Origin of the sequence: Gordonia sp. CPCC 206044 (genome assembly GCF_048537895.1) — a bacterium.
GTDB lineage: Bacteria > Actinomycetota > Actinomycetes > Mycobacteriales > Mycobacteriaceae > Gordonia.
Genome location: NZ_JBCLVL010000002.1, coordinates 140,892 through 167,461, shown reverse-complemented (window position 1 = coordinate 167,461; position 26,570 = coordinate 140,892). Strand labels below are relative to the sequence as shown.

23 protein-coding genes are annotated in these 26,570 nt (G+C 66.1%); 13 read left to right on the top strand and 10 right to left on the bottom strand.

Features of this window, described 5'->3' with window-relative positions:
- The first annotated feature begins 41 nt into the window (after nt 1–41).
- Nucleotides 42–497 (top strand): hypothetical protein, encoded by a 456-nt coding sequence (locus tag AAFP35_RS03335; protein WP_419220128.1) that lies wholly within the window; start codon nt 42–44, stop codon nt 495–497.
- Between the two features lie 101 nt (nt 498–598).
- Here the strand turns inward: AAFP35_RS03335 and AAFP35_RS03330 are convergent, their stop codons facing one another.
- Nucleotides 599–1,480: a LysR family transcriptional regulator gene (locus AAFP35_RS03330; protein WP_419220127.1), complete on the bottom strand. Its 882-nt coding sequence runs from the start codon at nt 1,478–1,480 to the stop codon at nt 599–601.
- Nucleotides 1,481–1,635: 155 nt separating this feature from the next.
- Between AAFP35_RS03330 and AAFP35_RS03325 the strand changes: the two genes are divergently transcribed.
- The 4 genes from AAFP35_RS03325 to AAFP35_RS03310 all read left to right on the top strand — a co-directional run bounded on the left by AAFP35_RS03325 (nt 1,636) and on the right by AAFP35_RS03310 (nt 6,505).
- On the top strand, nt 1,636–2,994 hold the full coding sequence (locus tag AAFP35_RS03325) for an MFS transporter (protein WP_419220445.1): 1,359 nt from the start codon (nt 1,636–1,638) through the stop codon (nt 2,992–2,994).
- Nucleotides 2,995–3,019: 25 nt separating this feature from the next.
- Entirely contained in the window at nt 3,020–4,723 is a 1,704-nt protein-coding gene (locus tag AAFP35_RS03320; RefSeq protein WP_419220126.1) for an acyl-CoA dehydrogenase family protein, read from the top strand.
- On the top strand, nt 4,720–5,898 hold the full coding sequence (locus AAFP35_RS03315) for a CaiB/BaiF CoA transferase family protein (RefSeq protein ID WP_419220125.1): 1,179 nt from the start codon (nt 4,720–4,722) through the stop codon (nt 5,896–5,898). The genes AAFP35_RS03320 and AAFP35_RS03315 overlap by 4 nt, the downstream gene beginning before the upstream one ends.
- Before the next feature lie 106 nt (nt 5,899–6,004).
- Nucleotides 6,005–6,505, top strand: a complete 501-nt coding sequence (locus AAFP35_RS03310; protein ID WP_419220124.1) for a nuclear transport factor 2 family protein — start codon at nt 6,005–6,007, stop codon at nt 6,503–6,505.
- A gap of 3 nt (nt 6,506–6,508) precedes the next feature.
- Here the strand turns inward: AAFP35_RS03310 and AAFP35_RS03305 are convergent, their stop codons facing one another.
- Nucleotides 6,509–7,477: a ketopantoate reductase family protein gene (locus AAFP35_RS03305; protein WP_419220123.1), complete on the bottom strand. Its 969-nt coding sequence runs from the start codon at nt 7,475–7,477 to the stop codon at nt 6,509–6,511.
- 181 nt (nt 7,478–7,658) lie between these two features.
- Here AAFP35_RS03305 and AAFP35_RS03300 point away from each other — a divergent pair, with 181 nt between their 5' ends.
- The 3 genes from AAFP35_RS03300 to AAFP35_RS03290 all read left to right on the top strand — a co-directional run bounded on the left by AAFP35_RS03300 (nt 7,659) and on the right by AAFP35_RS03290 (nt 11,944).
- Nucleotides 7,659–8,459, top strand: coding sequence for a cyclase family protein (locus AAFP35_RS03300; protein WP_419220122.1), 801 nt, complete (start codon nt 7,659–7,661; stop codon nt 8,457–8,459).
- Nucleotides 8,456–10,123, top strand: a complete 1,668-nt coding sequence (locus AAFP35_RS03295; RefSeq protein ID WP_419220121.1) for a thiamine pyrophosphate-binding protein — start codon at nt 8,456–8,458, stop codon at nt 10,121–10,123. The genes AAFP35_RS03300 and AAFP35_RS03295 overlap by 4 nt, the downstream gene beginning before the upstream one ends.
- 564 nt (nt 10,124–10,687) lie before the next feature.
- Nucleotides 10,688–11,944: a DUF222 domain-containing protein gene (locus AAFP35_RS03290; protein WP_419220120.1), complete on the top strand. Its 1,257-nt coding sequence runs from the start codon at nt 10,688–10,690 to the stop codon at nt 11,942–11,944.
- Between the two features lie 544 nt (nt 11,945–12,488).
- Here AAFP35_RS03290 and AAFP35_RS03285 read toward each other — a convergent pair.
- From AAFP35_RS03285 to AAFP35_RS03265, 5 genes are all read right to left on the bottom strand, one after another.
- Nucleotides 12,489–14,189 (bottom strand): aldehyde dehydrogenase family protein, encoded by a 1,701-nt coding sequence (locus AAFP35_RS03285; RefSeq protein ID WP_419220119.1) that lies wholly within the window; start codon nt 14,187–14,189, stop codon nt 12,489–12,491.
- Between the two features lie 88 nt (nt 14,190–14,277).
- The gene (locus AAFP35_RS03280; RefSeq protein WP_419220118.1) at nt 14,278–15,018 is read right to left on the bottom strand and encodes a FadR/GntR family transcriptional regulator; all 741 of its coding nucleotides are present in this window, start codon (nt 15,016–15,018) and stop codon (nt 14,278–14,280) included.
- A 196-nt stretch (nt 15,019–15,214) separates the two neighbouring features.
- Entirely contained in the window at nt 15,215–15,520 is a 306-nt protein-coding gene (locus AAFP35_RS03275; protein ID WP_419220117.1) for an EthD family reductase, read from the bottom strand.
- A gap of 13 nt (nt 15,521–15,533) precedes the next feature.
- Nucleotides 15,534–16,451: an alpha/beta hydrolase gene (locus AAFP35_RS03270; protein WP_419220116.1), complete on the bottom strand. Its 918-nt coding sequence runs from the start codon at nt 16,449–16,451 to the stop codon at nt 15,534–15,536.
- Nucleotides 16,452–16,493: 42 nt separating this feature from the next.
- Nucleotides 16,494–18,110, bottom strand: a complete 1,617-nt coding sequence (locus AAFP35_RS03265) for a flavin-containing monooxygenase (RefSeq protein WP_419220115.1) — start codon at nt 18,108–18,110, stop codon at nt 16,494–16,496.
- A gap of 235 nt (nt 18,111–18,345) precedes the next feature.
- On the opposite strand from AAFP35_RS03265, the gene AAFP35_RS03260 reads away from it, so the two are divergent.
- Both AAFP35_RS03260 and AAFP35_RS03255 read left to right on the top strand, forming a co-directional pair.
- Nucleotides 18,346–19,584, top strand: coding sequence for a cytochrome P450 (locus tag AAFP35_RS03260; protein WP_419220114.1), 1,239 nt, complete (start codon nt 18,346–18,348; stop codon nt 19,582–19,584).
- Nucleotides 19,585–19,654: 70 nt separating this feature from the next.
- On the top strand, nt 19,655–20,554 hold the full coding sequence (locus AAFP35_RS03255) for an SMP-30/gluconolactonase/LRE family protein (protein WP_419220113.1): 900 nt from the start codon (nt 19,655–19,657) through the stop codon (nt 20,552–20,554).
- A 62-nt stretch (nt 20,555–20,616) separates the two neighbouring features.
- Here AAFP35_RS03255 and AAFP35_RS03250 read toward each other — a convergent pair whose 3' ends face one another.
- Nucleotides 20,617–22,074 carry an aldehyde dehydrogenase gene (locus AAFP35_RS03250; protein WP_419220112.1) on the bottom strand — a complete coding sequence of 486 codons (1,458 nt, stop codon included), beginning with the start codon at nt 22,072–22,074 and terminating at the stop codon, nt 20,617–20,619.
- A 106-nt stretch (nt 22,075–22,180) separates the two neighbouring features.
- Here AAFP35_RS03250 and AAFP35_RS03245 point away from each other — a divergent pair, with 106 nt between their 5' ends.
- Complete coding sequence (locus AAFP35_RS03245; protein WP_419220111.1) at nt 22,181–22,387, top strand: ferredoxin; 207 nt, start codon at nt 22,181–22,183, stop codon at nt 22,385–22,387.
- Between the two features lie 39 nt (nt 22,388–22,426).
- Here the strand turns inward: AAFP35_RS03245 and AAFP35_RS03240 are convergent, their stop codons facing one another.
- Nucleotides 22,427–23,164: a FadR/GntR family transcriptional regulator gene (locus AAFP35_RS03240; RefSeq protein WP_419220110.1), complete on the bottom strand. Its 738-nt coding sequence runs from the start codon at nt 23,162–23,164 to the stop codon at nt 22,427–22,429.
- 113 nt (nt 23,165–23,277) lie between these two features.
- Between AAFP35_RS03240 and AAFP35_RS03235 the strand changes: the two genes are divergently transcribed.
- Entirely contained in the window at nt 23,278–24,045 is a 768-nt protein-coding gene (locus tag AAFP35_RS03235) for an enoyl-CoA hydratase/isomerase family protein (RefSeq protein WP_419220109.1), read from the top strand.
- A 23-nt stretch (nt 24,046–24,068) separates the two neighbouring features.
- Here the strand turns inward: AAFP35_RS03235 and AAFP35_RS03230 are convergent, their stop codons facing one another.
- A complete protein-coding gene (locus AAFP35_RS03230) occupies nt 24,069–25,301 on the bottom strand; it encodes an MFS transporter (protein WP_419220108.1) in 1,233 nt (410 codons plus the stop codon).
- A 146-nt stretch (nt 25,302–25,447) separates the two neighbouring features.
- Here AAFP35_RS03230 and AAFP35_RS03225 point away from each other — a divergent pair, with 146 nt between their 5' ends.
- The gene (locus AAFP35_RS03225; RefSeq protein WP_419220107.1) at nt 25,448–26,569 is read left to right on the top strand and encodes an NDMA-dependent alcohol dehydrogenase; all 1,122 of its coding nucleotides are present in this window, start codon (nt 25,448–25,450) and stop codon (nt 26,567–26,569) included.
- Nucleotide 26,570 lies beyond the last annotated feature (1 nt).

Sequence of the window (26,570 nt, the reverse complement as noted above, 5' to 3'; positions counted from 1 at the left end):
GAGGGGGCGGGAGACGTGCTCGTGTGTGCTGTACTTCTCGGATGACCCGACGCCGCGCCCTGTGGATCGCCGTCGCCGCGGTCGTGGTGGTGATCGCGGGGGTCTCACTGTGGCACGGTCGTTCGACCGTGCACGATCGCGAACAAGGGAAGTCCGAGGCCACGGATCGGTGCACCACGGCGATCCGGGCGGACATCCAGGACGCCTTCGTCACGGCGGGCAACACCTCGGACGAGAGCACACATCTCGCCGACGCGGCCGAGTTCGCCGATGTCCGAACACGTACGACGAGCATCAGCGACGACGCGAAGACGTTGTTGCGCAATGCAGGCCACGCCCTCACGTCGGTGGACGTGAACTGGGATGTCCGGGGCGACGTGTCGATTCCGGGATTCGCACGTAGCGGCGCCCGGTACGGACCGAAGAACACCTTCGACTGCAACGCCGCGGTGCTCGACGACGGCACGGTGGTGCTGACCGATCGACGGATCAACTGAGCGCGCCCATCGGCGATTCCCGCTCATCTGTTTCGTTCCCGCTCACTCAGTCGGGTGAGCGGGAACGAAGTGGGTGAGCGGGAACCAGGAGCGGCGGCACATCAACGGTGCGTCTCGCGAATCATTTCCACCACGCGGTCGACGACGGGCGACATTCGATCCGTCCGCCACGCCAACGCGATTCGGAGTTCCGGCACGTCTCCGTCGATGGGGCGATACACCACACCGTCGACCGAGATGTGTGTCGTCGCCGCGACCACCACGGCAACTCCGATCCCGACACCCACCAATGCCAACAGGCTGTACGGATCCGGTGCCTCGCGCGCAATCCGGGGTACGAAACCCGCCCCCGAGCACAGTGCGAATGCTGCGTCTCGGACCTTCGAGCCGTGGGCCGACGGGTAGACGACGAACGGTTCGTCGATCAGGTCGCCCACCGACACGCTCGTGTGTGCGGCAAGCGGATGCGCCGCGGGCATGGCCACGACCAACGGTTCGATGCGCATGGTGACCGTCGACAATTCCGCGGCGACGGGCAGTGCGACGATCCCCATGTCGATCGTGCCGTCGTCGAGCAGCTCGATGACCTCGCCGGTGTAGGTCTGCGGGCGAAGATCCAGGTGGATGCCGGGATGTCGCTCGGCCATGGCCCGAGTCAACGCCGACAGCGCGACGTAGCCGCTTGCGCCGCCGAAGCCGATACGCACCACCCCGGTCTCACCTGTGGCCGCAGCTCGAGTCACCGCCCGGGCGGCCTGCACCTGGGTGTCGATGATCCGGGCAGGCCCGAGCAGTGCGGTCCCGGCGGCCGACAGCTGCACCGACCGAGTCGTCCGGACGAACAGTTCGGCGTCGAGTTCCTTCTCCAACGACCGGATCATCTGGCTCAGCGGCGATTGGGCGATGTGCAGTCGCGCCGCGGCACGGCCGAAATGCAGCTCCTCGGCAACAGCCAGGAAGGCTCGGATCTGGCGCAATTCCACTGGTCACCGCCTTTATGTCTGGAAATCCACTTAGTCATGTCAAATTAGGTCTTGGACTTTACAAGATGTTGCACGGACAGTGATAGAGGTCTCATCAGCTCGACGCGTGTTGGCGTGTCACATCAGAGGAGGACGCGGTGACCTCATCAGCCCCGATCGCTGAACCGGACGGCCCAGACGCGAGTGCCGACCCGCCGCGGCACGACGTCCGGCAGGCTCGTCGGGCGGGGGTGACGGCGTTCGTCGGTACCACCATCGAGTGGTTCGACTTCTACATCTACGGCACCGCGTCCGCACTGGTCCTCGGTCGGCTGTTCTTTCCGGATGTGTCGCCGGCGATCGGGACGCTCGCGGCCTTCGCGACCTTCGCCGTCGGCTTCATCGCGCGGCCTCTCGGTGGGGTCATCTTCGGCCACTTCGGCGACAAGTTCGGCCGCAAGAACGCGGTCATCGTGACGCTGGCACTGATGGGCGCAGGCACCGTCGGGGTCGGATTGCTGCCGACGTACGAGACCATCGGCATCTGGGCGCCGATCCTGCTGGTACTGCTGCGAGTGCTGCAGGGTGTCGCGATGGGTGGCGAATGGGGTGGGGCAGTGCTGATCGCCACCGAGTTCGCCCCGGAGAACAAGAAGGTGCTCTACGGCGCATTCGCCCAGCAGGGCTCACCCGTCGGTAATCTCCTTGCCACCCTGGCGTTCCTGGGACTGTCGGTGCTGTCGGATTCCGTGTTCGACACCTGGGGATGGCGTCTGCCGTTCCTCGGTTCCGCGCTCCTGGTCGCGGTGGCGCTCTACATCCGACTCAAGATCTCCGAGACCCCGGAGATGCGTGAGGCAGCCGCTGCGCAGGAGCGCAACCGCATTCCGATCGTCGAAGTCCTGCGCGACCACGCCGGTACGGTGCTGCTCGGTGTCGGGGCCGTGGTGGCGGGCGTCGCGATCACCTACATCAAGACCACCTTCGCGCTGGCCTGGGCAACCGCAGACCTCGGCTTCGGCCGCAGCGAGTTCCTGTTGGTGGTCACGATCTCGCTCGTGGTCCAGGTGGTCGTGCAACCCTTCGGTGCGGTCCTGGCCGGCCGTATGGACCAGCGACGGGCCGTGGCCGTGATGCTCTTGCCCGAGTTGGTGCTGCTGCCGATGATGTTCCTTCTGGTCCAGACCGGGTCGCTGACGTTGGCGATCATCGGTATGGCCCTGGCGACCGCACCGCACTCGATGTACTACTCCGCACTGGCGGGCATTCTCGCGCAACGCTTCCCGACCCAGGTGCGCTACACCGGCATCTCCCTTGCCTACCAGGTGTCGACGGCGGTCTTCGCCGGCACCGCACCGATGGTCAGCCAGTTCCTGCTGACCAGAACGGACTCGATCTGGCCGGTCGTCGGACTCGGACTCGGTTACGTGCTGATCTCGCTGATCTGCATGCGGGCTCTGCTGCGACCGAAAGGCGATGCGGCGGCCTCGCGCGCGGAGCCGGAACCGGCCGCGGCGTCGGCATCACTCGCCTGAACACTTCGAAACCGAAAGGCCAACAATGAACTACGCACACCGCGATCCGGCACTCGAAGCCGTCGTCGACCGCTGGATTCCCGCGGCCGACCGCGAACGAACCGATGCTCTCCTGACCCGACTGGGCGCCGACGGAGAACGACTCACCGGCCTCGCGGCCGTCGCCGACCAGCACCCGCCGACACTGCGACAATTCGACCGGGACGGTAATCGCATCGACGAGATCGACTATCACCCTGCCTATCTGGAACTGTGCCGGGCCGCTTTCCACGAATACGGTCTGTCGGCGCTGTCGCACCGGCCGGTGCACGGCTGGGACATCAAACCGCCGCATCTCGTCAAATACCTCGCGTCGTACCTGTTCGTTCAGTCCGAGTTCGGACTCGCCTGCCCGGTCTCGATGACCGATGCTGCCGCGCGCACGCTGCGGATGTTCGGCGATCCCGAGATCTTCACGCCCTGGATCGACGGCCTCACCTCCACCGAGCCGGACAACGCGATGACCGGGGCCATGTTCATGACCGAACCACAGGCCGGTACCGACATCGCGCAGACCGAGACGACCGCGGTGCGAGACGGACAGGGATGGCGTCTGTCCGGTAAGAAATGGTTCGCGTCCAACCCCGACGCCGACGTCATCATCACGCTCGCCCGATATCCCGGCGGCCCGGAAGGTTCGACGCGAGGCGTCGGAATGTTCATGGTGCCCAAGCGACTCGCGAACGGGACCCGCAACAGCTACACCATCGACCGGCTCAAGGACAAACTCGGCACCCGGTCGATGCCCAGCGGCGAGGTCACCCTCGACGGCGCATACGGCATCCAGGTGGGTGACCTCGACCGCGGATTCCGCCAGATGGCCGAGATGGTCAACACCTCTCGGTTGTCCAACGCGATGCGCTCGGCCGCGCTGATGCGTCGGTCGGTTCGGGATGCCGTCGAGCACACACACCAGCGAATCGTGTTCGGCAAGGCATTGTTCGAGCAGCCACTCATGCGGGCCACCCTGCTGCCGCTGCTGCTCGACGCGGAAGCGGCGCTGGCGCTCGTCGGCTACAGCGCGCACTGTCTGCAGCGCGCCGATGCGGGCGACCCCGACGCGCGCAACCTGATCCGGATTCTCACCCCCATCGCGAAGCACCATGTGTGCAAACGAGCGCGGTTCGTCACCGGCGAGGCGATGGAGATCCGCGGTGGTAACGGATACATCGAGGAGTGGGGATTCGCCAAGCTCGTACGCGACGCCCACCTGGGGTCGATCTGGGAAGGGTCGTCGAACGTCATCGCGCTCGACGTACTGCGCTGCATGCGCAAGCAGGACGCGCACCGGCACCTGGCTTCGGCCATGCTGGCGCTGCTCGCCGATCTCGAGTCCGACTGCGACTCGGGCGCAGCGGCACTCGAGGAGCGATGGCACCGACTGGCCGCCGACGGCGACGAACTGCTCGCCGGGGAGTCCGACACCGCCGAGATCGGTTGTGCTCGTTACGCCGATGACCTGGCGCGGGCGGTGATGGCTACCGTCTTGTTCGACATCGCGTCGCGGCGGATCGCCGCCGGGCGCGGGTATCGTTCGCTGTTGGTCGCCAACGCATTCCTCGCAGGCCTCGACGGCGAGGCGTCCACCGTCGCGCTCGATCATCTCGACGCGATCGCCGAGGGCACCGACGTCGATGCCGACATCGCCCGCGCAGCCGCGCCCCGCACGTTGGCAGGAGCGCACCGATGACCACCGACATCACTCCCGGAGGACCCGCACCGCTGGCGGGCATCAAGGTCGTCGACCTGTCCAAGATCCTCGCCGGACCGTACGCCACAATGTCGTTCGCCGACCTGGGCGCCGAGGTCATCAAGGTCGAACATCCCGAAGGTGGCGATCCCACACGTGGGTGGGGACCGCCCTTCGTGGGTGAGGACGCCACCTACTACCTGGCGATCAATCGGGGTAAGAAGTCGGTCACGATCGACCTCAAAAGTGAAGAGGGACAGCGCCTCATCGACCGCATGCTGGAGGATGCCGATGTGGTGGTGGAGAACTTCCGCCCCGGCAGCAGTCTGCAGAAGATCTTCGACTACCGAGAACTGTCGGCGCGTCACCCGCAGCTGGTGGTCCTGCACATCTCGGCATTCGGCGAAGAGGGCCCGCTGCGCGACGAGCCCGGCTACGACATGGTCGCGCAGGCCGCAGGCGGACTCATGTCCCTGACCGGGGAGCCGGGCGGGCCACCGATGAAGGCCGGATACGCGATGGGAGACCTCGGCGCCGGTCTCTTCGGTGTGATCGGCGTGCTCTCGGCGTTGGTCGAGCGAGCTCGGACCGGACGTGGCCAGTACGTCACGACGTCACTGTTCGAATGCCAGCTGGCCATGCACGTCAACTGGGCCACCAACTACTTCGCCGACGGTAAGCGCCCGCACGGTCTGGGTTCGGCACATCCGAACCTGGCGCCCTATCAAGCGTTTCCGGCCACGGACGGCTACTTCGTGATCGCGGTCGGCAACGACGGGTTGTTCGAGTCGTTGTGTGTCGCCATCGGTCGTCCGGATCTGGCCGTCGCCGACGCGTTCCGTCGCAACCGAGATCGGGTGGAGAACCGCGAACGGCTTGCCGAGATCCTGTCGGAGGCATTCGCCACCGACACCGTCGAGCACTGGGTCACCCTGCTCAAGCAGCATCAGGTGCCGGTGTCGGCGATCAAGCACCTCGACGAGATCTACGACGATCCGCACACCGAGGCGATCGGCATGATCGGCACCGTCGAACACCACACCGGTGATCTGCGCCAGATCGGTTTCCCGGTGAGCTATTCGGGCGTGCGGCCCCCGTTGCGGACGGCCCCGCCGCGGCACGGGGAGCACACGCGCGAGGTGCTCGCCGAGTTCACCCCGACACTCACTTCCTGAGCCGCTGACGATTACCGCTCATCTGTTTCGTTCCCGCTCACTCAGTCGGGTGAGCGGGAACGAAGTGGGTGAGCGGGAGACCGAACGGGCACCCTAGTGTGGACTCATGACGTCCGCCGACCTCGCCCGCCGCCTCGACGACCTGGACCGGATCGAGGCCATCAAACGACTCAAGCACCGGTACTGGCGGGCGTGTGATGGCAAGGACCTCAAGGCCTTCCGTTCCTGCTTCATCGGCTCCGGCGCGCGCATCGACTACGGGTCGCTCGGCAGTTACGACGACGCCGACCCGTTGGCGGAGATCTTCGGACAGGTCGCCCTGCACAAGGTCGACGGCGAGTACGTCATCTTCGACATGCACCACGGCATGCATCCCGACATCACGCTCACGTCGGAGACCACCGCGACCGGCCGCTGGACGCTGAAGTTCCGGCAGGTCAATCTGATGGATCGGACCGAAACGCTCCTCACCGGCGACTACGACGACGAGTATGTCCTCGAGGACGGTCGCTGGAAGATGTCGGCCAGCACCCTCACCGAACGCTGGGTACTGCGACGTCCCCTCGGTGACGATGCCACCGTGCACATCGGCAGCTTCGACGCCTGAGGATCACCCCGTCAGCCGAGCCAACGCGACCTGCGGATCCAGCGTCCCCGGATCGTCCCCGGCGCTCACCAGCCGGGTCGTCTCCGCCTGGATCAGTTCGTTGACCGGGGTCGGCACACCGTGCAGGCGGCCGAGCAACACGATCTCACCGGAGAGGTAGTCGATCTCGGATTCGCCGGCCGCCCGGGCGAGGCTCTGCCACGTCGAGCTCACCAGACTGTCCTGACCGGTGTCGCGGCGGACGATGTGGTCGCCCCGGCGCTCCTGATCGGCGGCCTCGCTGATCACCTCGATGCCGGCGGCGGCGAGAACGGTCTCGCCTTCGGCCCGTGCCCGGCGCATGAGTTCGGCGTCGGCCGCACCGTCGCGGCGGAATGCGGCGTCCACACCGTTGCCGAGGTTCAGGATGAGCTTGCGGTACTTCCACGCCATGATGTCGTCGCGGGCCCGTGACCGGAACGACGCTGCGCGCAGATGACTCGCGATCTGTTCGGCCACGTCGTCGCAGCCGATCGGGAAACGCCCGATGTCGAGGATGCCCGGTGCCGCCGACGATCCCTGCACCACCACACCCGGTTCGAGGTGGAGCGCGGGCAGCATCACGCACACCGAGTAGGTGGCCGCGAACCGCCGCAGGATCGCGGCCTCGTTGGCGACACCGTTCTGGGCGGACACGACCGTGATGGTCCGCGGCGCGTGCACGGCAAGATCGTCGAGGGCGGCGGCCGTCTGCTGCGACTTCACACAGAGCAACACGACGGAGTCGTCGGTCCAGTCGACCTCGGAGGCGTTGGCCGCCGCGGTGATGTCACAGGTGAACCGGCCGTCTGCGGTGTCGAGGACAAGACCGCTGTCGCGAATGGCCGCGAGATGAGCACCGCGGGCCACCACCGTTGTCGGAATCCCCGCACGGAACAGATGAGCACCGATGACACCGCCGACGGCGCCGGCACCGTAGATGACAAAACGCATGGTTCCCACAGTAGGCATCGCGAGATCGCCCTCGGCGTCGGCGACCGTTGTGCTGACCTGCGCCGGCCCGGTTCGACGGCCGGCTGCTCGGGCTCGGCCGAATCGGCACCGGCCGACGCCCGACTCACCGACCATTGGGATCATGGTGAGCACGCCATCTCTGACCGAGCGAAGGAATCCCATGGCCAACCCACAGACCACCACCCTGCTTGCCGGTTTCGCCGCGGCAATCGCCGACGGCAGCGTCGAGGTCGTCGATCTGACGACCCCGTTGCACGCCGGCACCCCGGCGTTGCGTCTGCCCGAGCCCTTCGTCAACCTGATCGATTTCAGCCTCGAAGAGGTCAGCGCCTACAACGAGCCCGGTCCGTTCTGGCGGCACAACAACATCCACACCGGTGAGCACATCGGCACCCACCTCGATGCGCCGGTGCACTGGATCACCGGTCGCGACGGCGACGACGTCTCGCAGATCCCGGTGCGACGGCTCATCGGGACGGCCTCGGTCATCGACCTCACCGAGCAGGTCGCCGCGGACCCCGATCACCTTCTCGGCGTCGCCGACGTCGAGGCATGGGAGGCCGAGCACGGGCAGCTGACCGAGGGCACCTGGTTGCTGCTGCGCACGGGCTGGGAATCACGCGGTGGGTCCGAGGCCGAGTTCCTCAATGCCGACGAGACCGGTTCGCACACGCCGGGTGTGGCCGTCGATTGTGCGCACTGGCTCGCCACCGAGCGCAGCATCACCGGGCTGGGGGTGGAGACCGTGGGTGTCGATGCGGGACTCGCCGGGGGATTCGATCCGCCCTTCCCGGTCCACCATCACTTTCTCGGCAACGACAAGTACGGCATCACCTCGCTCCGCAATCTCGGGCGGCTACCGGCGACCGGCGCGGTTCTGGTGGTCAGCCCCCTGCCCATCGTCGGCGGCACGGGCAGCCCGTCACGTGTGCTGGCGGTGATCGCCGGAGCGCAGGGATGACCGATTACGGACCATCCGTCGCCGACGTCGTCGGACGTGTGCTCGCCGATCTCGGTGTGGGCCACGTGTTCGGTGTCGTCGGGAGCGGCAACTTCGTGATGACCAATGCTCTGCGCGCCGGCGGGGTCGGGTTCACTGCGGCGCGACACGAGGGCGGCGCCGCGACGATGGCCGACGCGTACGGCCGGATGTCGTCGCGCGTCGGGGTGGTGTCGTTGCACCAGGGATGCGGCCTGACGAATGCCATGACGGGCATCACCGAGGCCGCCAAGAGCCGCACCCCGATGATCGTGCTGACCGCCGACAGCCCTGCTGCCGCGCTGCGCTCCAACTTTCGCATCGACCAAGACGCGATGGTCACCGCGGTGGGCGCGGTCAGCGAACGGGTCTACTCGGCCGACACGGTGGTCGCCGACGTCATGCGCGCTCACCGGATCGCCGTCACCCGACGCCGGACCGTGGTCCTCAACGTGGCGATCGACGTCGCCGCGTCACCCGCGACCGTGGCCGGGCCGATCACCGCAACCGTCGAGGCGCCCCGGGTGCGGCCGAACAACGATTCGGTGACACGCCTCGCCGATGCCATCCGTGCGTCGTCGCGACCGGTTTTCGTGGCCGGTCGTGGCGGCCGCGGCGCGGGTCCGGAGATCGCCGAACTCGCCGCGGCGACCGGGGCGCTGCTGGCCACCTCGGCCGTGGCGAACGGCCTGTTCACCGAGGACGAGTTCGCGCTCGGGATCTCGGGCGGATTCTCGTCGCCGACCACCGCCGAACTCATCTCCGACGCCGATCTCGTCGTCGGGTTCGGTTGCGCGCTCAACATGTGGACGATGCGGCACGGACGACTGATCGGGCCCGACACCGTCGTCGTGCAGGTCGACGACGACGTCGACGCGATCGGTGCCCATCGTGACGTCGCGTTCGGTGTGGTCGGGGACTGCGCACTGGTCGCGCAGGACGTGCTGGGCGTGTTGACTGCTGCCGACATCGCCGGGTCGGTGCGTTATCGCACCGACGAGGTGGCGGAGACGATCGCGAGATCGTCACGCTGGCAGGATGTTCCGGTCGACGACTCGTCGACCACCGAGCGGGTCGATCCCCGGGCCCTGACCATCGCGCTCGACGAGATCCTGCCCGCGGATCGCGTGGTGTCCATCGACTCGGGCAATTTCATGGGCTACCCGGCCACCCATCTGACGGTGCCCGACGAGTTCGGATTCTGCTTCACCCAGGCGTTCCAGTCGATCGGGTTGGGTCTGCACACCGGGATCGGTGCGGCCGTCGCCCGGCCGGACCGGCTCGCGGTGGTGGGCGTCGGGGACGGCGGATTCCTCATGGCGGTATCGGAATTGGAGACCGCGGTACGCGGCCGGATGCCGTTGGTGGTGATCGTCTACAACGACGCGGCCTACGGTGCCGAGGTACACCATTTCGGCGATTCCGACGTGGCCACGGTGACCTTCCCGGACACCGACATCGCCGCCATCGCCCGGGGATTCGGCTGTATGGGGGTGACGGTTCGAGCTCGCGACGATCTGGACGCGGTGCGTGCGTGGGTCGACGGATACGCCGCGACCGGGACGATGCCGCCGTTGGTGATCGACGCGAAGATCGCGAACGACGGAGGCTCCTGGTGGCTCGCAGAAGCATTCGCGGGGCACTGATCCCGGGGAGAATGACTGTTCTCTTTCGTCAAAGCCGTGTTGTGAATAACCCTGTGCACCGACACGGCCCATTGCCAGCCGAGGCACTGTATCGAGACCAACGCTCTCGTACGGGATCTCGATACGCGGCCTCGCTAGCGCTCGGACGCTACTCGATCAGCAGACAGCAAGCTCACCTCGCTGCGCTCGGACGCTACTCGATCAGCGGATACAGGGCTGATTCCACCGCTGGTCGAGTAGGCGCCGAGGCGCCCCACTCTTGCTGGTCGAGTAGGCGCCGAGGCGCCAGCCGAGGCACCGTATCGAGACCTGCGTTCCGGCAGGGGATCTCGATACGCGGCCTCGCTACGCTCGGACGCTACTCGATCAGCGGACTCAGGGACACCTCAGCGCGCTCGGACGCCGCTCAATCAGCAGACCAAGCCCTCCCTGTGCACCAACAGGACTCACCACCCCGAACCTGTCAGAGGGTGCCTCTACAATGGCAGTTAGGTGACCACTGCGGGGTTGAAACATGGTGTGGCACAGCACAATAACTGTGGATGAACTCTTCCATGGGCACGCATGTTCGACTACAATCGAGTCATGCCGTTGGACACCCTGATTCCGTTGCTGCGTGAGGTGACGATCGACGCTGATGCGTCTGGTCGCCAGGTCTTCGAGACCACGAAGACATTGATGGACCTACGTAACCTGGTCGATCACCAATTGGCCGTGCACGCTGTGGCGATGGATCGTCTCGGAGTGGCACAGCGTTCCGGCGGCCGCACCCGACGACTGCTGATCGAGATGGGGGCTGCTCCGGCTGTCGCCGACCGCTGGCTACGCATCGGGACCGCGCTGGACCGGCTGGAACGCGTGGCTGCCTATGCTGCGGACGGGGTGTTCTCCGGTGAACACGTCGACGCGTTGGTGCGGGGGATGGCCCACATCGACCAACGGGCACCCGAACCCTTGTCTGCGGGGTCGGTGATCGAACACGAACTGGCGTTGATCGCCCAAGCCTTCTCCGGCGCCACCCCACGCGAGGTGCTGGCGGTGGCGCGCTCGCGCGGCAATCAGATCGCCGACGACCAAGGTGGGGTGCCGGCCGCCGAAGACCGGACGATCAACGACCTATCGACCACCCCGACCGCGGATGGCCGGTTGGAAGTGTTCGCCAACCTCGACATCGTGACCGGCGAAAAACTCGTCTCCGCGGTCGAATCCCTCGCACACAAGCGGCCCGAGCCGGATGGGTCGCCCGACGCCCGGTCAGCCGGGCAGCGTCGCGCCGATGCGTTGGACATGATCCTGGACGCGGCGGCCAAAGCCACCAGAACAGGTGACGCCGACATGGTGGTCGCCCCGAAAACACAGGTCAGTCTGACCGTGCCCGCCGACCACCCCGATCGGGCAACCCTGGAATGGCTGGGACCGGTCTCCCAAACCACGGCACATCTGGTGGCGTGTGATGCCAGCGTCACGGTGTTCGACGTCGATGAGCACGGCGCACCTCTCGAGGTGAGCAACGGGCCACGCCTGTTCACCGCCCAACAACGCAAAGCGTTGATCGTGCGTGACCAATGCTGTGTGAAGTGCGGAGCGGCCGCCGGATTCACCCAGTGTCACCACATCATCTACTGGTCACGCGGTGGTGCGACCGTCATCGACAACGGCTGCCTACTGTGCACCGCCTGCCACGCGCAGATCCATGCGTCGGACTGGGAGATCATCATGGGTGCCGATCGACATCCGTGGCTGATCCCACCCGCCGAGATCGATCCGGCACGCACACCGCTACCCGCGTACAACAGGCGCACCATGACCCTGGCCGCCTGAGCCAGCCCCGACCGAGTAACCGCCTGCCCCGGTCCCTGCGGCACAGCGGCCACCGCCCGCCGTGGAGGCATAGTCAGGAGGTTGATCTCGATACGCTCGCTCGGCTTGCGCCTCGCGGGCTACTCGATCGGCGGTGGGTGAGCATCCCGGGCGCGGATTCGATACCGAGCGCAACCACATAGCCGAAACAAGCTGACCCACCACAACTCTCACCAATACCTAGACCAACGACCCAGGACAGCCCCGGGACGTGCACGACCCTTGAAAACTCCACAGTGTGAACAGGGAAACCTTTCGGGTGCCCGCCAACCAGCGACACGGCGGGCACCCGAACGGCGGCCATATCGCGACGCCCGAAAACCACCTGCCGACAGACCGAGATGCTCGCGCGTTCGATGCGCAGGTGTAGGAGTAGGACTTGACGGACTCGCAATCGTCTTCCGGGCCGCGGCCTTCCTCTCTGCAGTGACCGCCTAGACCCCACATCGGTCGGACACCCCGAGTCGCGGCGACCGTGCGGCGCGAGCGCGAGCGCAGCGTCGGGTCAGGGCGCGAGGATCGACTTGAACACCTGTGGGATCGAACCCCACCCGGGGTGCGCGGCATAGTGGGTCAGCGCCTTCGCCGACGACGTGTTGGCCTTCGACGTCACCAGATACGGCAGCGGCGGCGCCATCGAGGACTCGCCTCCGAACCAGGAGCGGGGGAACGGTCGGAACGGCCCCGTCACAACGACACGTTCGGGATTCGCGATGAGTCGGGTGTTGTGCACGAAACCGATACCGCTGCCGACATCGTCGATGGCGTTGCCGGGGAAGGCACCCCACGGGAGCGCGGGCGCGAGATACCCGGTCGCCGACCAGCAATTGACGCCGATGGTGCCGTAGCGCAACTCGGCGAGGGCCTCGGTGAACCCGGGGCCCATCTTGCGGCGGTCTCTCGGGGCGACGAGGATGCTTGCACCGAGCGTGCCGGTGAGGCGCTCGTTGGCGAAGCCGATCGCGGCGCGTAAGAAGTCGATCCCGCTGCCCGGCAACGTGGTGTAACCGAGGACAGGCGAGAAGTATTCGGTGTGGAACAACTCGTCGGACGTCGAATCGTCGACCTTCACGAGCAGTCGCCCGCAATGGCGTTCCGCTCGCGGATAGGTGTGCTCGGCCTGAGCCATCCGGCGTTCGCTGCCCGGATACCAGACCTCTCGCGGCGGCAGCCGGTCGAACACCCGGCGGATCGCATCCAGGAACTCCTCGGCCTGCGGCCAGGACGAGCTCATGATCATCGCCTGTCCCGCAATGCAATTGTGCCCGCAGTTCTGCAGTTTCTGGGTCGCGACGTTCTCGGCCTGATACCGGAGGTCGGCGGCCGACCATTTGCCCGGCACGACGATGATCGGTGAGACGCCGCCGAGTTCGCTCGTGATCTCGGTGCGCAGCAGCGGCTGATGCGCGGTACGCCGACGTTCGGCTTCGGGTCCGGTACCCCACACGATCGCGTCGTGGGTGGCGCCACTGCCGGTGATGTGGACGTGGGCGATGTCCGGATGATTGGTGATGTAGGCGCCGATCTCGCTCGCACCGTTGATGATTCGCAACAGATCACGTTTGATCAGGGGCGCGAACGCCTTCTGGTACACCGGCAACAGGTCGTGGAAGGTGGGGTTCAGTTTGAGCACACTGACGCGGTTGTACGCGACGAGCTGATAGATGGCGTCGAGCGGTCCGATCAGCGTGACGTTGCCTGCGCCGAGAACCAACCCGACTCCGCCGTTGCGGTCGGGATGACGCGCGGCGAGTCCGGCGGCCGCGCGCGCCTGCTCGGCGTCGGTTCCCGGTGGCATCCACACCTCACCGGAGAATCCGTTCAGCAGCAGCTTCTCCTGAGCACCGACGGGGAGCAGTTGCAGAGCGATGCGCCCACCGGGTGCCGCGGTGATCGGGACGTCGTCGAGAGGACCGCGTCCGGCGGCCAGGGTGGCGAGCGTTCTCGCTGTCTCGGTGAGTGTCGCCATCGTGATGTACGGGCCGGCGAGCCATTCCTCGCCGGCCACCGACGGCGGGGTCTTCTTGATCCGGAGTGCGGTCTGCGCCCACTCCTGCGCGGCGTCCCGCACGGTGGTGTGGGTACGGATCATCAGGGCGGCGCGGTCGTACAGAGTGGTCGCCGCCCACGCGCGCGCCCCGACTTCGAGCTCGCCGATCATGCGATCGAGCTCGTCGTGTTCGACGGGGTGGGAAATAGTTGTCATACCACATCAGTGTGACACCGATCACACCAGATGGGGAGGGGTAAAAGACACCAATGTTCGCAGGTGAGACCGCAGAGGCCGTGCCGAACTAGAGTGCGCGGTCCCAGCGGACCACGGATCGCATCACGTCGGGGAACTTCTTCTCCGCGTACCGCAGGTACTCGTCGATGTGCTCGGACATCTCCGCCTGCGACGCTCCCGCGTCGCGGTCCTGCATGGCGCGGAAGATCGATTCGTGGGCGGCCATCGTCGCCTTGCGCCGGGCCAACGGGAAATCCAACCCCACGATGGTGTTGTTGGTGACCTCGAGCAGGGAGTCGGCCAGGTAGCCCAGCAACGGATTGTCCGTGGACCACGCGATGATGTCGTGGAACTGCTTGTTGGCTTCGAGGAACACGTACCGGTCGCCGTTGAGCGACGTGCGCATCTGCTCGATCGTCTGGCCGATCTCGTCCAGTCGATCGCCGGAGATGTTCGCCGCCGCGGCCCGCGTGATGACCGGCTCGATCGCCAGGCGCGCCTCGAAGATGGACTTCAACGGGGCGTTCTTCAACTGCATGAGCAGCACGAATGCCCCGGAGAGGAAGGATGCGGTTGGCTCTTGCAGCACCGGGCCGCCGCGCGGGCCCGGCTTCATGACGATGACACCCTGGAACTCCAGGAGGCGCAGTGCCTCACGCAGTGTGCCGCGGCCGATCTGATAACGCTCGACCATGACCTTCTCCGGTGGCAGCAGATCGCCGGGCCCGAGCCCGGCGTCGAGCGCCTCCTGGATGATCCGTTGGCTCACCACCACCGCCGCCTTCGGCGAACGACCACCGGCGGTCATGCCGACGCCCCGGTGAGTGGTGCCTCGTTGTGCTGCACTGCGTACCCCCTACGCTCCGACCGAGGTCGGACCACGATCCTTGACGTCATCTGTCGGTGCTAACGTACCTATGTTTGCCAGGAATTGTCCTCCGACACGGCAGTTCCGCACCGACGGATACGAACAGATGACGCACGTCGGGGCAGTGGCGGGTGAATCAGGCGATGATCACCTCATGCATGTCGATGCTCGCGCCCGCGCCGGCGAAGTTGGCGAGATCAGCGTTGCCCTGCTGGCCCTCCGGTGAGGCGAGTCCCGAGAGCGCGATCTCCTTGGACGGGAAGGTGAGGACACCGATCACGAAGTGGTCTGGTGTCGAGCCGTCGAGCGTTTCACAGACGCCCCACTCGAACGACGTGATTCCAGGCATGGACGCGGTCAGTGGCGCGTGCACGCTCCGGTAGTGGTTCAGGAACTGCTCGGGGTCCTCGGGGTGGTTGTAGGCAACGGTGATGCGAAACATGTCTCGTCCCTTCTCAGTTCGCGGCGAGGTGCGTCGTGACGGCGGTGGTCACGTAGTCGATGCCGGCGTCGGAGCCGGGCAGGATGTTGACGAACTGGAAGAACCCGTGCATCTGACCGTCGAACACCTTGGTCTGCACCGGGATTCCGTTGTCGGCGAGCTTCTTCGCGTAGGCTTCTCCCTCGCCGCGCAACACGTCGTGCTCGGCGATCAGGACCACCGCGGGCGCGACGTCGGTGACGTCGCCCTGCAACGGGGACACATCCCAATTGCCGCGCGTGGTGGTGTCGGGTGTGTAGAGATCCCAGAACCACACCATGGATCGGGCGTCGAGCATGAGCTGATTGTCGGGATCGCGGTAGGTGTCGTTGTCGGTATCACTGTCGGTCACCGGATAGACGAGCACCTGCAGCGCGATGGCGGGCCCGCCCTCGCGCACGGACCGCTGTGCGACGACGGCGGCGAGATTGCCGCCCGAACTGTCGCCGCCGACCAGCAGCGGAAGGTCGGCGAACCGCTGGGCGGTCCACGTCGCCACGTCCCACGCGTCGTTGGCGGCCGTGGGATAGATGTGCTCGGGAGCCAACCGGTAGTCCGGCAACACGACGACGCAGTTGGTTCCCGCGGCGAGTTTGCGTGCGAGCGTGTCGAACTGGTCGGGACTGCCGACGACCCATCCGCCTCCGTGGAAGTAGATGAGCACACCGGCCGGGGTCGGGCCGGGAGTGAGGACGCGGACGGGGATGGAGTCACCGTCGGAGGTCGCCACGGTGAGATTCTCCACCGACGCCATCTCCGGACCCGGTCCGTAGAGCTCGATGAATCCGTCGTTCATCACGCGGACCTCGTCGGGAGTCATCTCGTAGAGCGCCTTTGCGCCCGATTCTGCGGCTTGCGCCAGGAACGACGACGTCGCTTCGTCCAGTGCCATGGGAGATTCCTTGTCTGTGTCAGAAGGTAGGGGATGGGTGGATCATTTGAGGGTGAATCCGGCGTAGCCCTCGGAGGCGACCTCGTCGCACTTCTTCTCGTACTCGACCATGCCGCCGACGTAGGGCATGAAGATGCGGGGTTTGCCGGGGATGTTGGCGCCCATGTACCACGAGGCGGCTTTCGGGAAGATCGTCTGGTGGGCGATCTCGTTGACATGCTCGACCCACGCGGTCTCGGCGTCGCCGGTGGCCTCGATGGTCGTGTAGCCGTGCTCGTCGAGATAGGCCAGGCAATCGGCGGTCCACTCCACGTGCTGCTCGATCGCGGTGACGACGTTGGCCAGCACCGACGGGCTGCCGGAACCGGCCAGCAGGAACATGTTGGGGAATCCGGACACCCCGAGCCCGAGATAGGTGACCGGGCCTGCGTCCCAGCGCTCCCGCAGGCTCACACCCTCGACGCCGCGGATGTCGATCCGGTTGAGTGCTCCGGTCATGGCATCGAAACCCGTTGCCAGACACACGACATCGAACTCACGTTCCGTGCCGTCGGCAGTGCGCATGCCCGAGGGTGTGAAGGTCTCGATCGGGGTGGTGCGCAGGTTGACCAGTTCGACGTTGTCGCGGTTGTAGGTCTGGAAGTAGTCGGTGTCCACGCAGATCCGCTTGGCACCGAGGGGATACCCGTGCGGGATCAGGTCTTCGGCGGTGTCCGGATCGTCGACGTAGCCACGGATCTTTTCCCGGACGTAGTCGGAGACGGTGGCGTTGGCCTCATCGGTCGCCATCAGATCGGCGTAAGACCCCAGGAGTCCGAAACCGCCTGTCTTGTAGCGGCTGTCGAATTGGCGCTGCCGTTCGTCGGCGCTGACGTCGAAGGCGAGTTCGGGATTGTCACCGCGCTCGACGCCCGCCGCCGATGCGCGGGCGCGCTTGCGACGCGCCGGGTACTCGGCCTTCACCGCGGCGAGTTCGTCGGGCTCGAGCGGACGGTTGAAGGCGGGCACCGAGAAGCTGGCGGTGCGCTGCAGCACGGTGAGCTTGTCGGCCTGCTTGGCCACCTCGGGGATCAGCTGGATGCCCGACGATCCGGTACCCACGACGGCGACACGTTGACCGGTGAAGTCGACGGGTTCCTCGGGCCACGACCCCGTGTGCAGCACGGTGCCGGTGAAATCGTCGAGGCCGGCGAGTTCGGGGACCTGTGGAACCGAAAGGCAGCCGGTCGCCATGATCAGGAATCGTGCCCGCCACCGTCCGCCGGAGTCGGTGTCCACGGTCCAGGTCTGGCCGGTCTCGTCGTAGGTTGCCGAGGTCACGCGCGTCCCGAGGCTGATGTCCGAGCGCATGTCGAAGCGGTCGGCGACGTGCTTGAGATACTCGAGGATCTCCGGTTGCGCGGGGTAGCGTTCGCTCCAGACCCAGTCCTGCTGGAGTTGGTCGTCGAAGGAGAACGAGTAGTCGACGCTCTCCACGTCGCACCGTGCGCCGGGGTAGCGGTTCCAGAACCAGGTGCCGCCGACCTCGTCGCCTGCCTCGATCACGCGGACCGTGCAGCCCTGTTCGCGCAGCTTCCACAGGGAGTACAACCCTGCGAACCCTGCGCCGACGACGACCGCGTCGACCTCGGTCTCGGGGTGGGTATCCGTGACGCTCATCTGATCTCCTTGAAGCAGTATCGGATAATGATGCGCATCATAAATACGTATTGAAAACTATGTCAACGGTCACATCTGGACGACACTCGCGGTGCCCGTCACACTTATGGCACACTGTGTCAAAAGAGGGCGGCCGGCAAATCGGCCGTGGACAAAGCGGGGAACAGCCTCTACTGTGTGACTCAAGCCATTCGTGCGCATCATTGTCATTGACTACCGCGAGGAGGAATCCCCGATGACCACGACGAAGCCCCGCTGCCCGGTGGTCGGATTCGACCACAATTCGCCGGATCATTCCGAGCATCCGGTCGAGTCATACCGTGAGCTGCGATCCGAGCACGAGGTCGCGTGGAGCGAAGCCAACGGCGGCTACTGGATTCTCGCCGGATACGAGCCGGTGTTCGAGGCGGCCCGCGACGACGACACGTTCACCTCCCGCCGCACCGAGTACGGCGGCGAGGGACTGTCGGTGGTGATTCCCAAGACGCCGATGCACGATCACATCCCGATCGAGCTGGACCCGCCGGAGCTGGCCCCGTATCGCAAGGTCGTCAACAAGATCACCGCTCCGGCGGCGGTCGAGAAGATGCGGCCGATGATCGCCGAGCACACGACCTGGTTCCTCGACGAGGTCATCGAGAGCGGCACATGCGACTTCGCGTCGATCATCGGTGTGCCGTCGATCGTCACCATCGACTGGCTGGGGCTCGACGTCGAGGATTGGGAACGCTACTCGGAGGCGCATCGCGCCACGCTGGCCTTCCCGCAGGACAGCCCGGAGTTCCTCCACGCGGTCAACGACGAACTCCCGGTCCTGACGGAGAAGGTCAAGAAGCGCATCGCCGAGCGTCGTGCCGAGCCGAAAGAGGATGCGATCAGCTTCCTGGTCCATTCCGAGATCAACGGACGACAGATCACCGAGGAAGAGACCTTCTCGATCGTCGAACTCCTGATCTCCGGTGGCGTCGGCACGACGGCATCGCTGGTCGGCCAATCCCTCATGTGGCTGCATCAGCACCACGACGTGCGTGAACAGCTCATCGAGGATCCGTCTCTCATCGACCATGCGCTCGAGGAGTTCCTCCGGTTCTTCTCACCGACCCAGGCGTTGGCCAGGACGGTCACCCATGATGTCGAGTTCCACGGGTGCCCGATGCGGACGGGCGACCGGGTCCTGCTCAGCTGGGCGTCGGCCAACCGGGACGAGGCGGCGGGCTTCGACGATCCCGACGAACTCGACATCCACCGCTGGCCCAACCGGCACACGGCGTTCGGCGTGGGTGCCCATCGGTGCGCGGGGTCGCATATCGGCCGGGCGATGGCCAAGGAGCTGATCACCCAGATCCTGGAGCGTATGCCCGACTACGTGATCGACGAAGAGCACACCGTCAACTACGAACGGCAGGGTGTGAACGTCGGATATCGCAGTCTGCCCGCCACTTTCACGCCGGGTCCACGGCGTGGAGACAAGTGACCCAAGCCCTGAACGCGGCCGCCGACGATCCGTCGGCGGCCGCTGTCGTCTCAGAAGGAGTAGTACTTTCATGACCACCTCATCGACCGTCACGACCGTCCTCGACGGACGAGCCTTCCTCGAGTGCCCGCGGTGGCACGACGGACGGCTCTGGGTGTCCGATCTCTATGCGGGGGAGGTCCTCTCGCTCGACGTCGACGGCACCGACGTGCGTGTGGAGGCGACCCTGACCGATCAGCCGTCCGGTCTCGGTTGGCTGCCCGACGGCCGGCTGCTCATCGTGTCGATGGTCGACGGAAAACTGTTGGTACGTCAGGACTCCGACGATCCGACCTCGTTGGCTGTGCACGCGGACGTGTCGTCGCTGGCCACCGGCAAGCTCAACGACATGGTCGTCGATGCGGACGGGCACGCCTACATCTCCACCTTCGGCTTCGAGTTCCGATCACGCTCCTACGTGGAGTCGGCGGTCGCGATCCACGTGGCCCCGGACGGGCAGGCCGAGGTGGCAGCCGGCGATCTGCTCTTCCCGAACGGGTCGGTCATCTTCGGGGAGCCGGGCGATCCGGTTCGCACGCTGGTCATCGCCGAGAGCATGGGGAACCGCTTGACCGCCTTCGACATCGACCGGGCGGGCGCGTTGTCGGGGCGGCGGGTCTGGGCGGCGTTCGGGCCCGAGGTGCCACGGACGTCGGTGCGGGACGCGATGGGCGCCGCGCAGGTCGCACCGGACGGCATCTGCGCGGGTGTCGACGGCACCATCTGGGTCGCCGACGCGTTGCACCAGCGTGTCATCCAGGTGGCCGAGGGTGGTCGGATTCTCGATGAGAAGGCTTTTCCCACCGGTGTTTTCGCCTGCGCGCTGGGTGGTGACGCGGGTGATGTGCTGTTCGGGTGTGCCGCACCGTCGTCGTCGGAGCACCAGCGGCGCGACACGCGAGAAGCGAGTCTGCTGTCGATCAGCTTGTGAGAGAGAGAAAGCCCGGCTCCCCTCCTCGGAGGGGAGCCGGGCTCCTCGCGTGTCCGGTCGGATCAGGCGGGCTTCTGGATCAGCTTGGTCTCCAGGTAGGCCGACAGCCCCTCCACGTTGCCTTCTCGGCCGAGGCCGGACTGCTTGTAGCCGCCGAACGGCTGCACCACACACATGTCCCAGCTGTTGATGGAGATCTGGCCGGTGCGCACCCGTCGCGCGACCTTCTCGGCCAGCGCGGCATCGCGTGCGTAGACCGCGCCGGACAGCCCGTAGTCGGTGCCGTTGGCGATGTCGACGGCCTCGTCGATCGAGTCGAAGGGGATCACGACGACGACCGGTCCGAAGATCTCCTCCTGCGCGATCCGCATGTCCGGGGTGACATCGGCGAACAGCGTGGGCTGCACGTACCAGCCGCGTTCGAGTCCGTCGGGTCGCCCACCGCCGGTGACCAGTCGCGCTCCTTCGGCCTTGCCGATCTCGATGTAGTCGAGCACGCGGGTCCGCTGACGTTCGGCCGCCAGCGGCCCGAGGACCGTGGACTCGTCGCGCGGGTCACCGATGCTGACCGACTCGAAGATCGTCTTCATCGTCTCGACGACCTCGTCCTGGCGGTCGCGGGGCACCAGCACGCGGGTGATGGCGGCGCACACCTGACCGCTGTGACCGATCCCGGCGAAGGCGAGATCGGGAAACACCTGGTCGAGGGCGATGTCGTCGGCGATGATGCCCGCCGACTTGCCGCCCAGTTCCAGGGTGACCCGGGCGATCCGGTCGCCGCACAGGCTCATGATCCGGCGCCCGGCGGCCGTCGACCCGGTGAACGCCACCTTGTCGACCGAGGGGTGCGTGACGAGGTGTTCGCCGACCTCACGGCCACCCGGCAGCACGCTCACCACGCCTTCGGGCAGGCCTGCGGCCTCGAGCGCCTCGGCGAGCAGCATGGTGCTGACGGGACCTTCGGGGGCGGGCTTGAGGACCACGGTGCAGCCCGCGGCCAGCGCAGGTCCGATCTTGAGCGATGCGGTGGCGACCGGGCCGTTCCACGGGATGATGGTCGCGACCACGCCGACCGGCTCGCGGACGACCGTGCCGTGTCCGCCTTCCCATTCACGTTCTTCCTCGAAGTCGAACCGCTCGTGGAGGGTGGAGGCGTCGCCCCACATCTTGATCGCGTTGTTGTGGAAGGCGGTGGAAGCCGCTGCGGGAGCACCGATCTCGGCGGTGAACGCCTCGGCCATCGAGTCGAAGCGCTTGGCGACCTCGGCGCCGACCCGGGTGAGGTATTCGGCGCGTTCGGCGGCCGTCAGACGCGGCCACGGCCCCTCGTCGAATGCCTTGCGGGCCGCAGCAACCGCCTTGTCGACGTCGGCGGTCGTGGCCTCGGGCACGGTCGCCAGGACCTCTTCGGTGATCGGCGAGACCACCTCGATCACCTCGTCGCCTGCCGGGTCTGTCCAGCGGCCGCCGATGAGGAGTTTGTCGTAACTCTGCAGCGCGGTGGGCACGGTCGAGGTCATGGGCTCTCCTTGGGTCGGTGCGATCGAGGGGGGGAGGGGAGTAGATCGCTTGAAGACTTGAAGTACTGATAATGGTTATACTAGATTCCAGTGTTGTCAAGATCACATGAGGAGGCCTGTTGTGAAGGTATCTGTCGATGAGAACCAGTGTCAGGGCCATGGGCTGTGCTTCATGACCTCGCCCGATGTGTTCGCGCTGCGCGACGACGACGGACATGCGTATGTGCTGCCCGACGGCGACGCACCCGAGCACGCCGGCGAGGCCAAGGCGGGTGCGGCGTCATGCCCGGAACGCGCGATCAGCGTCGACTGATCGCGCGTGCAGGCGCGCGGGGCCCGGCGGTGCCGGGCCCTACAGCGCGCGGTCCCAGGGGATGACCGAGTCCATCACGTCGGGGAACTTCCGTCGCGCGTACCGCATGTACTCGTTGATGTGCTGAGCCATCCGATCGCGGGACAGATCCGCATCGCGCGCCGCGAGCGCCTCCTCGATGGACTGATGAGCCTCGAGGATGGCCGCGCGCCGCGGCGCCGGGTAGTCGATGCCGATGATCGTGCCGTCCATGATCCCGAGCAGCGAGTCCACCAGATAGCCGAAGAGCGGATTGCCCGACGACCAGGCGATGACGTCATGGAAGCGTTTGTTGGCCTCGAGGAACACGTGCTGGTCGTCGAGTGAGTCCCGCATCGTCACGATCGTGCCGCGTAGATCGGACAGGGCGTCGTCGCTCATGCGGTCGGCGGCCAGCCTGCTGATCATCGGTTCGAGTGCCACGCGGGCCTCCGCGATGGCCGCGAACGGCGCATTCTTCAACTGCATCAACAAGATCACCGTCGATGCCAGGTGGCTGGCGTCGGGATCGAGCAGGATGGGTCCGCCGCGGGGGCCCGGCTTCAGGGCGATGACACCCTGAACTTCCAGGATTCGCAACGCTTCTCGTAGCGTGCCCCGGCCGATCTGATACTTCTCGAGCATCACGCGTTCGGGGTCGAGGAGTTCTCCGGAGCCGATTCCGTCACGCAGCGTGTCCCTGACGATCTGCTGGGCGACGACCATGGCCGCCTTGGGTGCACGGGAGGTCGTGGTCACCGCCGATCCTTTCTTCGAAGAGTCTTAAGGCTTATGATTATAAGCAATTGCCGACGACGAAGTGCCACAACGGGCCACAACCCACATCGGCCCACAACAGAGCGGAGTAACAGATGTCCTCGGACGTGATCGTCAAAGAAGACGGGACCACTCTCTGGATCACCCTCAATCGTCCCGAGCGAAAGAACGCGTACGACGCCGACATGGCTGCCGACATCGCCGATGCGCTCGAGGGCGCGTCCGGATTCCGGAGCGTGGTGATCACGGGATCCGGCGACAGCTTCTGTGCAGGCGGTTCCCTGGCGAAACTGAGCGCGCCGACCACCGCGGAGATGCGCGGTCTGTACCGCGCTTCGCTGCGGCTGTTCGACGCCATCCGATCGTGCCCCCGGCCGGTCATCGCAGCCGTGAACGGTGCTGCGGCAGGTGGGGGTAACGAGTTGGTCGTGGCCTGCGATCTGGCTGTCGCGGCACGGTCGGCGACGTTCGGGCAGACCGGCCCGCGGGTCGGATCGGCGCCGGTCACCGGCGCCACCAACGTGATGGGCGTCCAGATCGGGGAGAAGCGGGCCAAGGAGTTGTCGTTGCTGTGCCGCCGCTACCCGGCCGAGCGCGCATACGAGATGGGACTGGTCAACGAGGTCGTCGACGACGACGCGCTCATCTCGACCGTGCAGGGCATGTGCGCAGAGTTCGAGGCGCTCAGCCCCCGCTACCTCGAGATCGCAAAGGTCAGTTCGAACCTGTGGTGGAACTCGGCGCGGGACAATTTCGCATCGGGCCTGGGCATGCTGGTGCAGGCCGTGGGCAGTGCGGACATGGTCGAGGGCGCGACGGCGTTCCTGGAGAAGCGGCGCGCTCGGTTTCCCGAGCCGGAGTGAGGCCGGCGCCGTTGCCGTGGCGGTCACGGCCAACGGCGATGTCCCAGAACCGAGACCGAGACGCTCAGGGTCACGAACACACCTGCCATGAGAAACATGGAAGGCAGTGGCCCCCACGCGGTCGCGGCCGCACCGGTGCACAGCGACAATAATCCGGTGAAGCCGTAGCAGATCGATGCGTAACGTGACGCGACTCTGCCCTGATCGACCGGTGACAGGCCTGCGGTGACGATCCGCAGGCCTGTTGCGTACGCGAATCCTTGTCCGACACCCCAGATGGCACAGCAGGCGAGGATCGTCGGGAGATTGGCGAGCCAGACCCCGACGACGCAGAGGACCGCAGCGGATCCGATCACGGCAACAGCCAGCCCCGGGTGCATCGTCCGGAACACATACGGGCTCAGGCATGCCACACCGAGGACGACGATCGGGGCCAGCATGGTCATCATGACCGACGGCGAATCCCATTCGTCGGCAACGAGCGTCGGGAGTACACCGACTACGATGCCGCCGATCGCCCAGCCGGCGATGCCCAGTCCGTAACCGGCCCAACGGAGACGCCACGCCGGACCGCGCCCCGATCTGCCGGACTCGCGAATGGCCGGTGCGACGACATCCACCGTGGAATCCGTTGTGGTGCGGCGCAGTTCGGCATGCAGGACCGCACGGGCCGATCCGAGCGCCAGGACGACGATGCCCATCGTCGTGGCGAGCAAGCAGAGATGGATCACGTAGATGGTGATCGTGGGGCCGGGGAGCAACTGCACCACCGCGGATGCCCCGACCAGGCCGAGGAACGAGCCGGCGAGCGTCGCCGTGGCCGCGATCGCTCGACCTCGATCACCGCGCGTCGCCACGGCGATCGTTGCCGCTGCGCCGGTGCCGAGCCCGACCGCGATGCCGGTGAGAACGCGGCCCACGAACAGCCACACGACCTGGGCATGCCCCGCGAGAAAAGCCAGATCACCCAGCATTCCGACGCCCAGGGACACCGGTAACACCCGCGGAGCCCATCGGGTCAACGAGCTGGTGGCGACGGTGGTGAAGGTGCCCACCAGGGCGAACAGGTACACCGCGAACAGCGCCGTGACGGTAAACGTGCTCAGCTGCAGTTCATCTCGGTAGATCGGCAGGATCGGCGCGGGGATGTTGGAGCCGACGACGAGCAGGGCGAAACCCGTGGTCGCCGCCCGTCCGCAGCGTGCGCGGATCACCCGCTCGCGTTGACCGGACAAGCGATCAAGGGTGTCCGTCACCTGATTCCTTTCGATTCATTGCGGAGGCTCTATACAAATACCATGATAATGGTTATCGTGATTTGCATCACCGAGTGTGATCGCCGTCGAACAGTTCACTCGATCGGCCACTTCCCCGCATCGACTGGACCGGACCAAGGAGAATCATGAAAACCATTGGCGCACTGATCTGGGAGCCCGGCACACGTTCCGGCTGGAGCGTCGAGGAGATCGAGATCGATCCGCCCAAGAGCCGAGAGGTCCGCGTCAAGCTGGCGGCCTCCGGCATCTGTCACAGTGACGATCACGTGGACACCGGCGACATCCCGCTGGACTGGGCGCCGATCATCGGCGGCCACGAGGGTGCCGGCATCGTCGAAGAGGTCGGGCCCGACGTCACCGGATTCGAGGTCGGCGATCACGTCGTGCTCTCCTTCCTTCCCTCCTGCGGACAATGTGCGATGTGCACCATCGGGCGCTCCAACATGTGCGAGCGCGGAGCCGGAGTTCTCGGTGGATTCGCCCCCGACGGCACCCATCGCGTGCACGCGCGCGGACAGGGTGTCGGACCGTTCTCCTATCTGGGCACCTTCTCGCCCTACGTCGTGGTCAACATCGACTCGTGCGTGAAGATCGGCAAGGACATCCCCCTCGACAAGGCTGCACTCATCGGTTGTGGAGTGCCCACCGGCTGGGGATCGTCGGTGTACGCCGCCGAGATCGAACTCGGCGAGACCGTCGTCATCGTCGGTACCGGCGGAGTCGGTATGAACGCCGTACAGGGTGCGCGGCACAAGGGCGCGAAGAACATCATCACGATCGATCCGGTGTTGTTCAAGCGGGACCAGGCCAAGCTGTTCGGTGCCACCCACACCGTCGAGAACTACGAGCAGGCAGCGGATCTGGTGGCGAGCCTGACCAACGGCCAGGGCGCTGACAAGGTGATTATCACCGTCGACGTCGCCTACGGGCACCTGCTGAACCCCGCCCAGGAGATGGTGCGCCGCGGTGGCACCCTCGTGCTCACCTCCGCCGCACCGGTCACCCAGCGTGACGTACCTTTCGACCTGTTCACGTTCGCCATGAGCGGCAAGCGTCTGCAGGGCACGCTGTACGGCACCACCACCGCGCGCCGGGACATTCCGCTGATCGCCGACATGTACCGCCGCGGCGAGTACAAGCTCGACGAGTTGGTCACCAAGACATACGAACTCGAGCAGATCAACGAGGCGATCGCGGACATGCGCGAAGGCAAGAACATTCGCGGCGTCATCATGTACGACCTCTGAT

Coding starts and splice junctions, on each gene's coding strand:
- AAFP35_RS03335 (WP_419220128.1), top strand. CDS start 42: ATGACCCGACGCCGCGCCCTGTGGATCGCCGTCGCCGCGGTCGTGGTG.
- AAFP35_RS03320 (WP_419220126.1), top strand. CDS start 3,020: ATGAACTACGCACACCGCGATCCGGCACTCGAAGCCGTCGTCGACCGC.
- AAFP35_RS03315 (WP_419220125.1), top strand. CDS start 4,720: ATGACCACCGACATCACTCCCGGAGGACCCGCACCGCTGGCGGGCATC.
- AAFP35_RS03310 (WP_419220124.1), top strand. CDS start 6,005: ATGACGTCCGCCGACCTCGCCCGCCGCCTCGACGACCTGGACCGGATC.
- AAFP35_RS03305 (WP_419220123.1), bottom strand. CDS start 7,477: ATGCGTTTTGTCATCTACGGTGCCGGCGCCGTCGGCGGTGTCATCGGT.
- AAFP35_RS03300 (WP_419220122.1), top strand. CDS start 7,659: ATGGCCAACCCACAGACCACCACCCTGCTTGCCGGTTTCGCCGCGGCA.
- AAFP35_RS03295 (WP_419220121.1), top strand. CDS start 8,456: ATGACCGATTACGGACCATCCGTCGCCGACGTCGTCGGACGTGTGCTC.
- AAFP35_RS03290 (WP_419220120.1), top strand. CDS start 10,688: ATGTTCGACTACAATCGAGTCATGCCGTTGGACACCCTGATTCCGTTG.
- AAFP35_RS03285 (WP_419220119.1), bottom strand. CDS start 14,189: ATGACAACTATTTCCCACCCCGTCGAACACGACGAGCTCGATCGCATG.
- AAFP35_RS03280 (WP_419220118.1), bottom strand. CDS start 15,018: ATGACCGCCGGTGGTCGTTCGCCGAAGGCGGCGGTGGTGGTGAGCCAA.
- AAFP35_RS03275 (WP_419220117.1), bottom strand. CDS start 15,520: ATGTTTCGCATCACCGTTGCCTACAACCACCCCGAGGACCCCGAGCAG.
- AAFP35_RS03270 (WP_419220116.1), bottom strand. CDS start 16,451: ATGGCACTGGACGAAGCGACGTCGTCGTTCCTGGCGCAAGCCGCAGAA.
- AAFP35_RS03265 (WP_419220115.1), bottom strand. CDS start 18,110: ATGAGCGTCACGGATACCCACCCCGAGACCGAGGTCGACGCGGTCGTC.
- AAFP35_RS03260 (WP_419220114.1), top strand. CDS start 18,346: ATGACCACGACGAAGCCCCGCTGCCCGGTGGTCGGATTCGACCACAAT.
- AAFP35_RS03255 (WP_419220113.1), top strand. CDS start 19,655: ATGACCACCTCATCGACCGTCACGACCGTCCTCGACGGACGAGCCTTC.
- AAFP35_RS03250 (WP_419220112.1), bottom strand. CDS start 22,074: ATGACCTCGACCGTGCCCACCGCGCTGCAGAGTTACGACAAACTCCTC.
- AAFP35_RS03245 (WP_419220111.1), top strand. CDS start 22,181: ATGAGGAGGCCTGTTGTGAAGGTATCTGTCGATGAGAACCAGTGTCAG.
- AAFP35_RS03235 (WP_419220109.1), top strand. CDS start 23,278: ATGTCCTCGGACGTGATCGTCAAAGAAGACGGGACCACTCTCTGGATC.
- AAFP35_RS03225 (WP_419220107.1), top strand. CDS start 25,448: ATGAAAACCATTGGCGCACTGATCTGGGAGCCCGGCACACGTTCCGGC.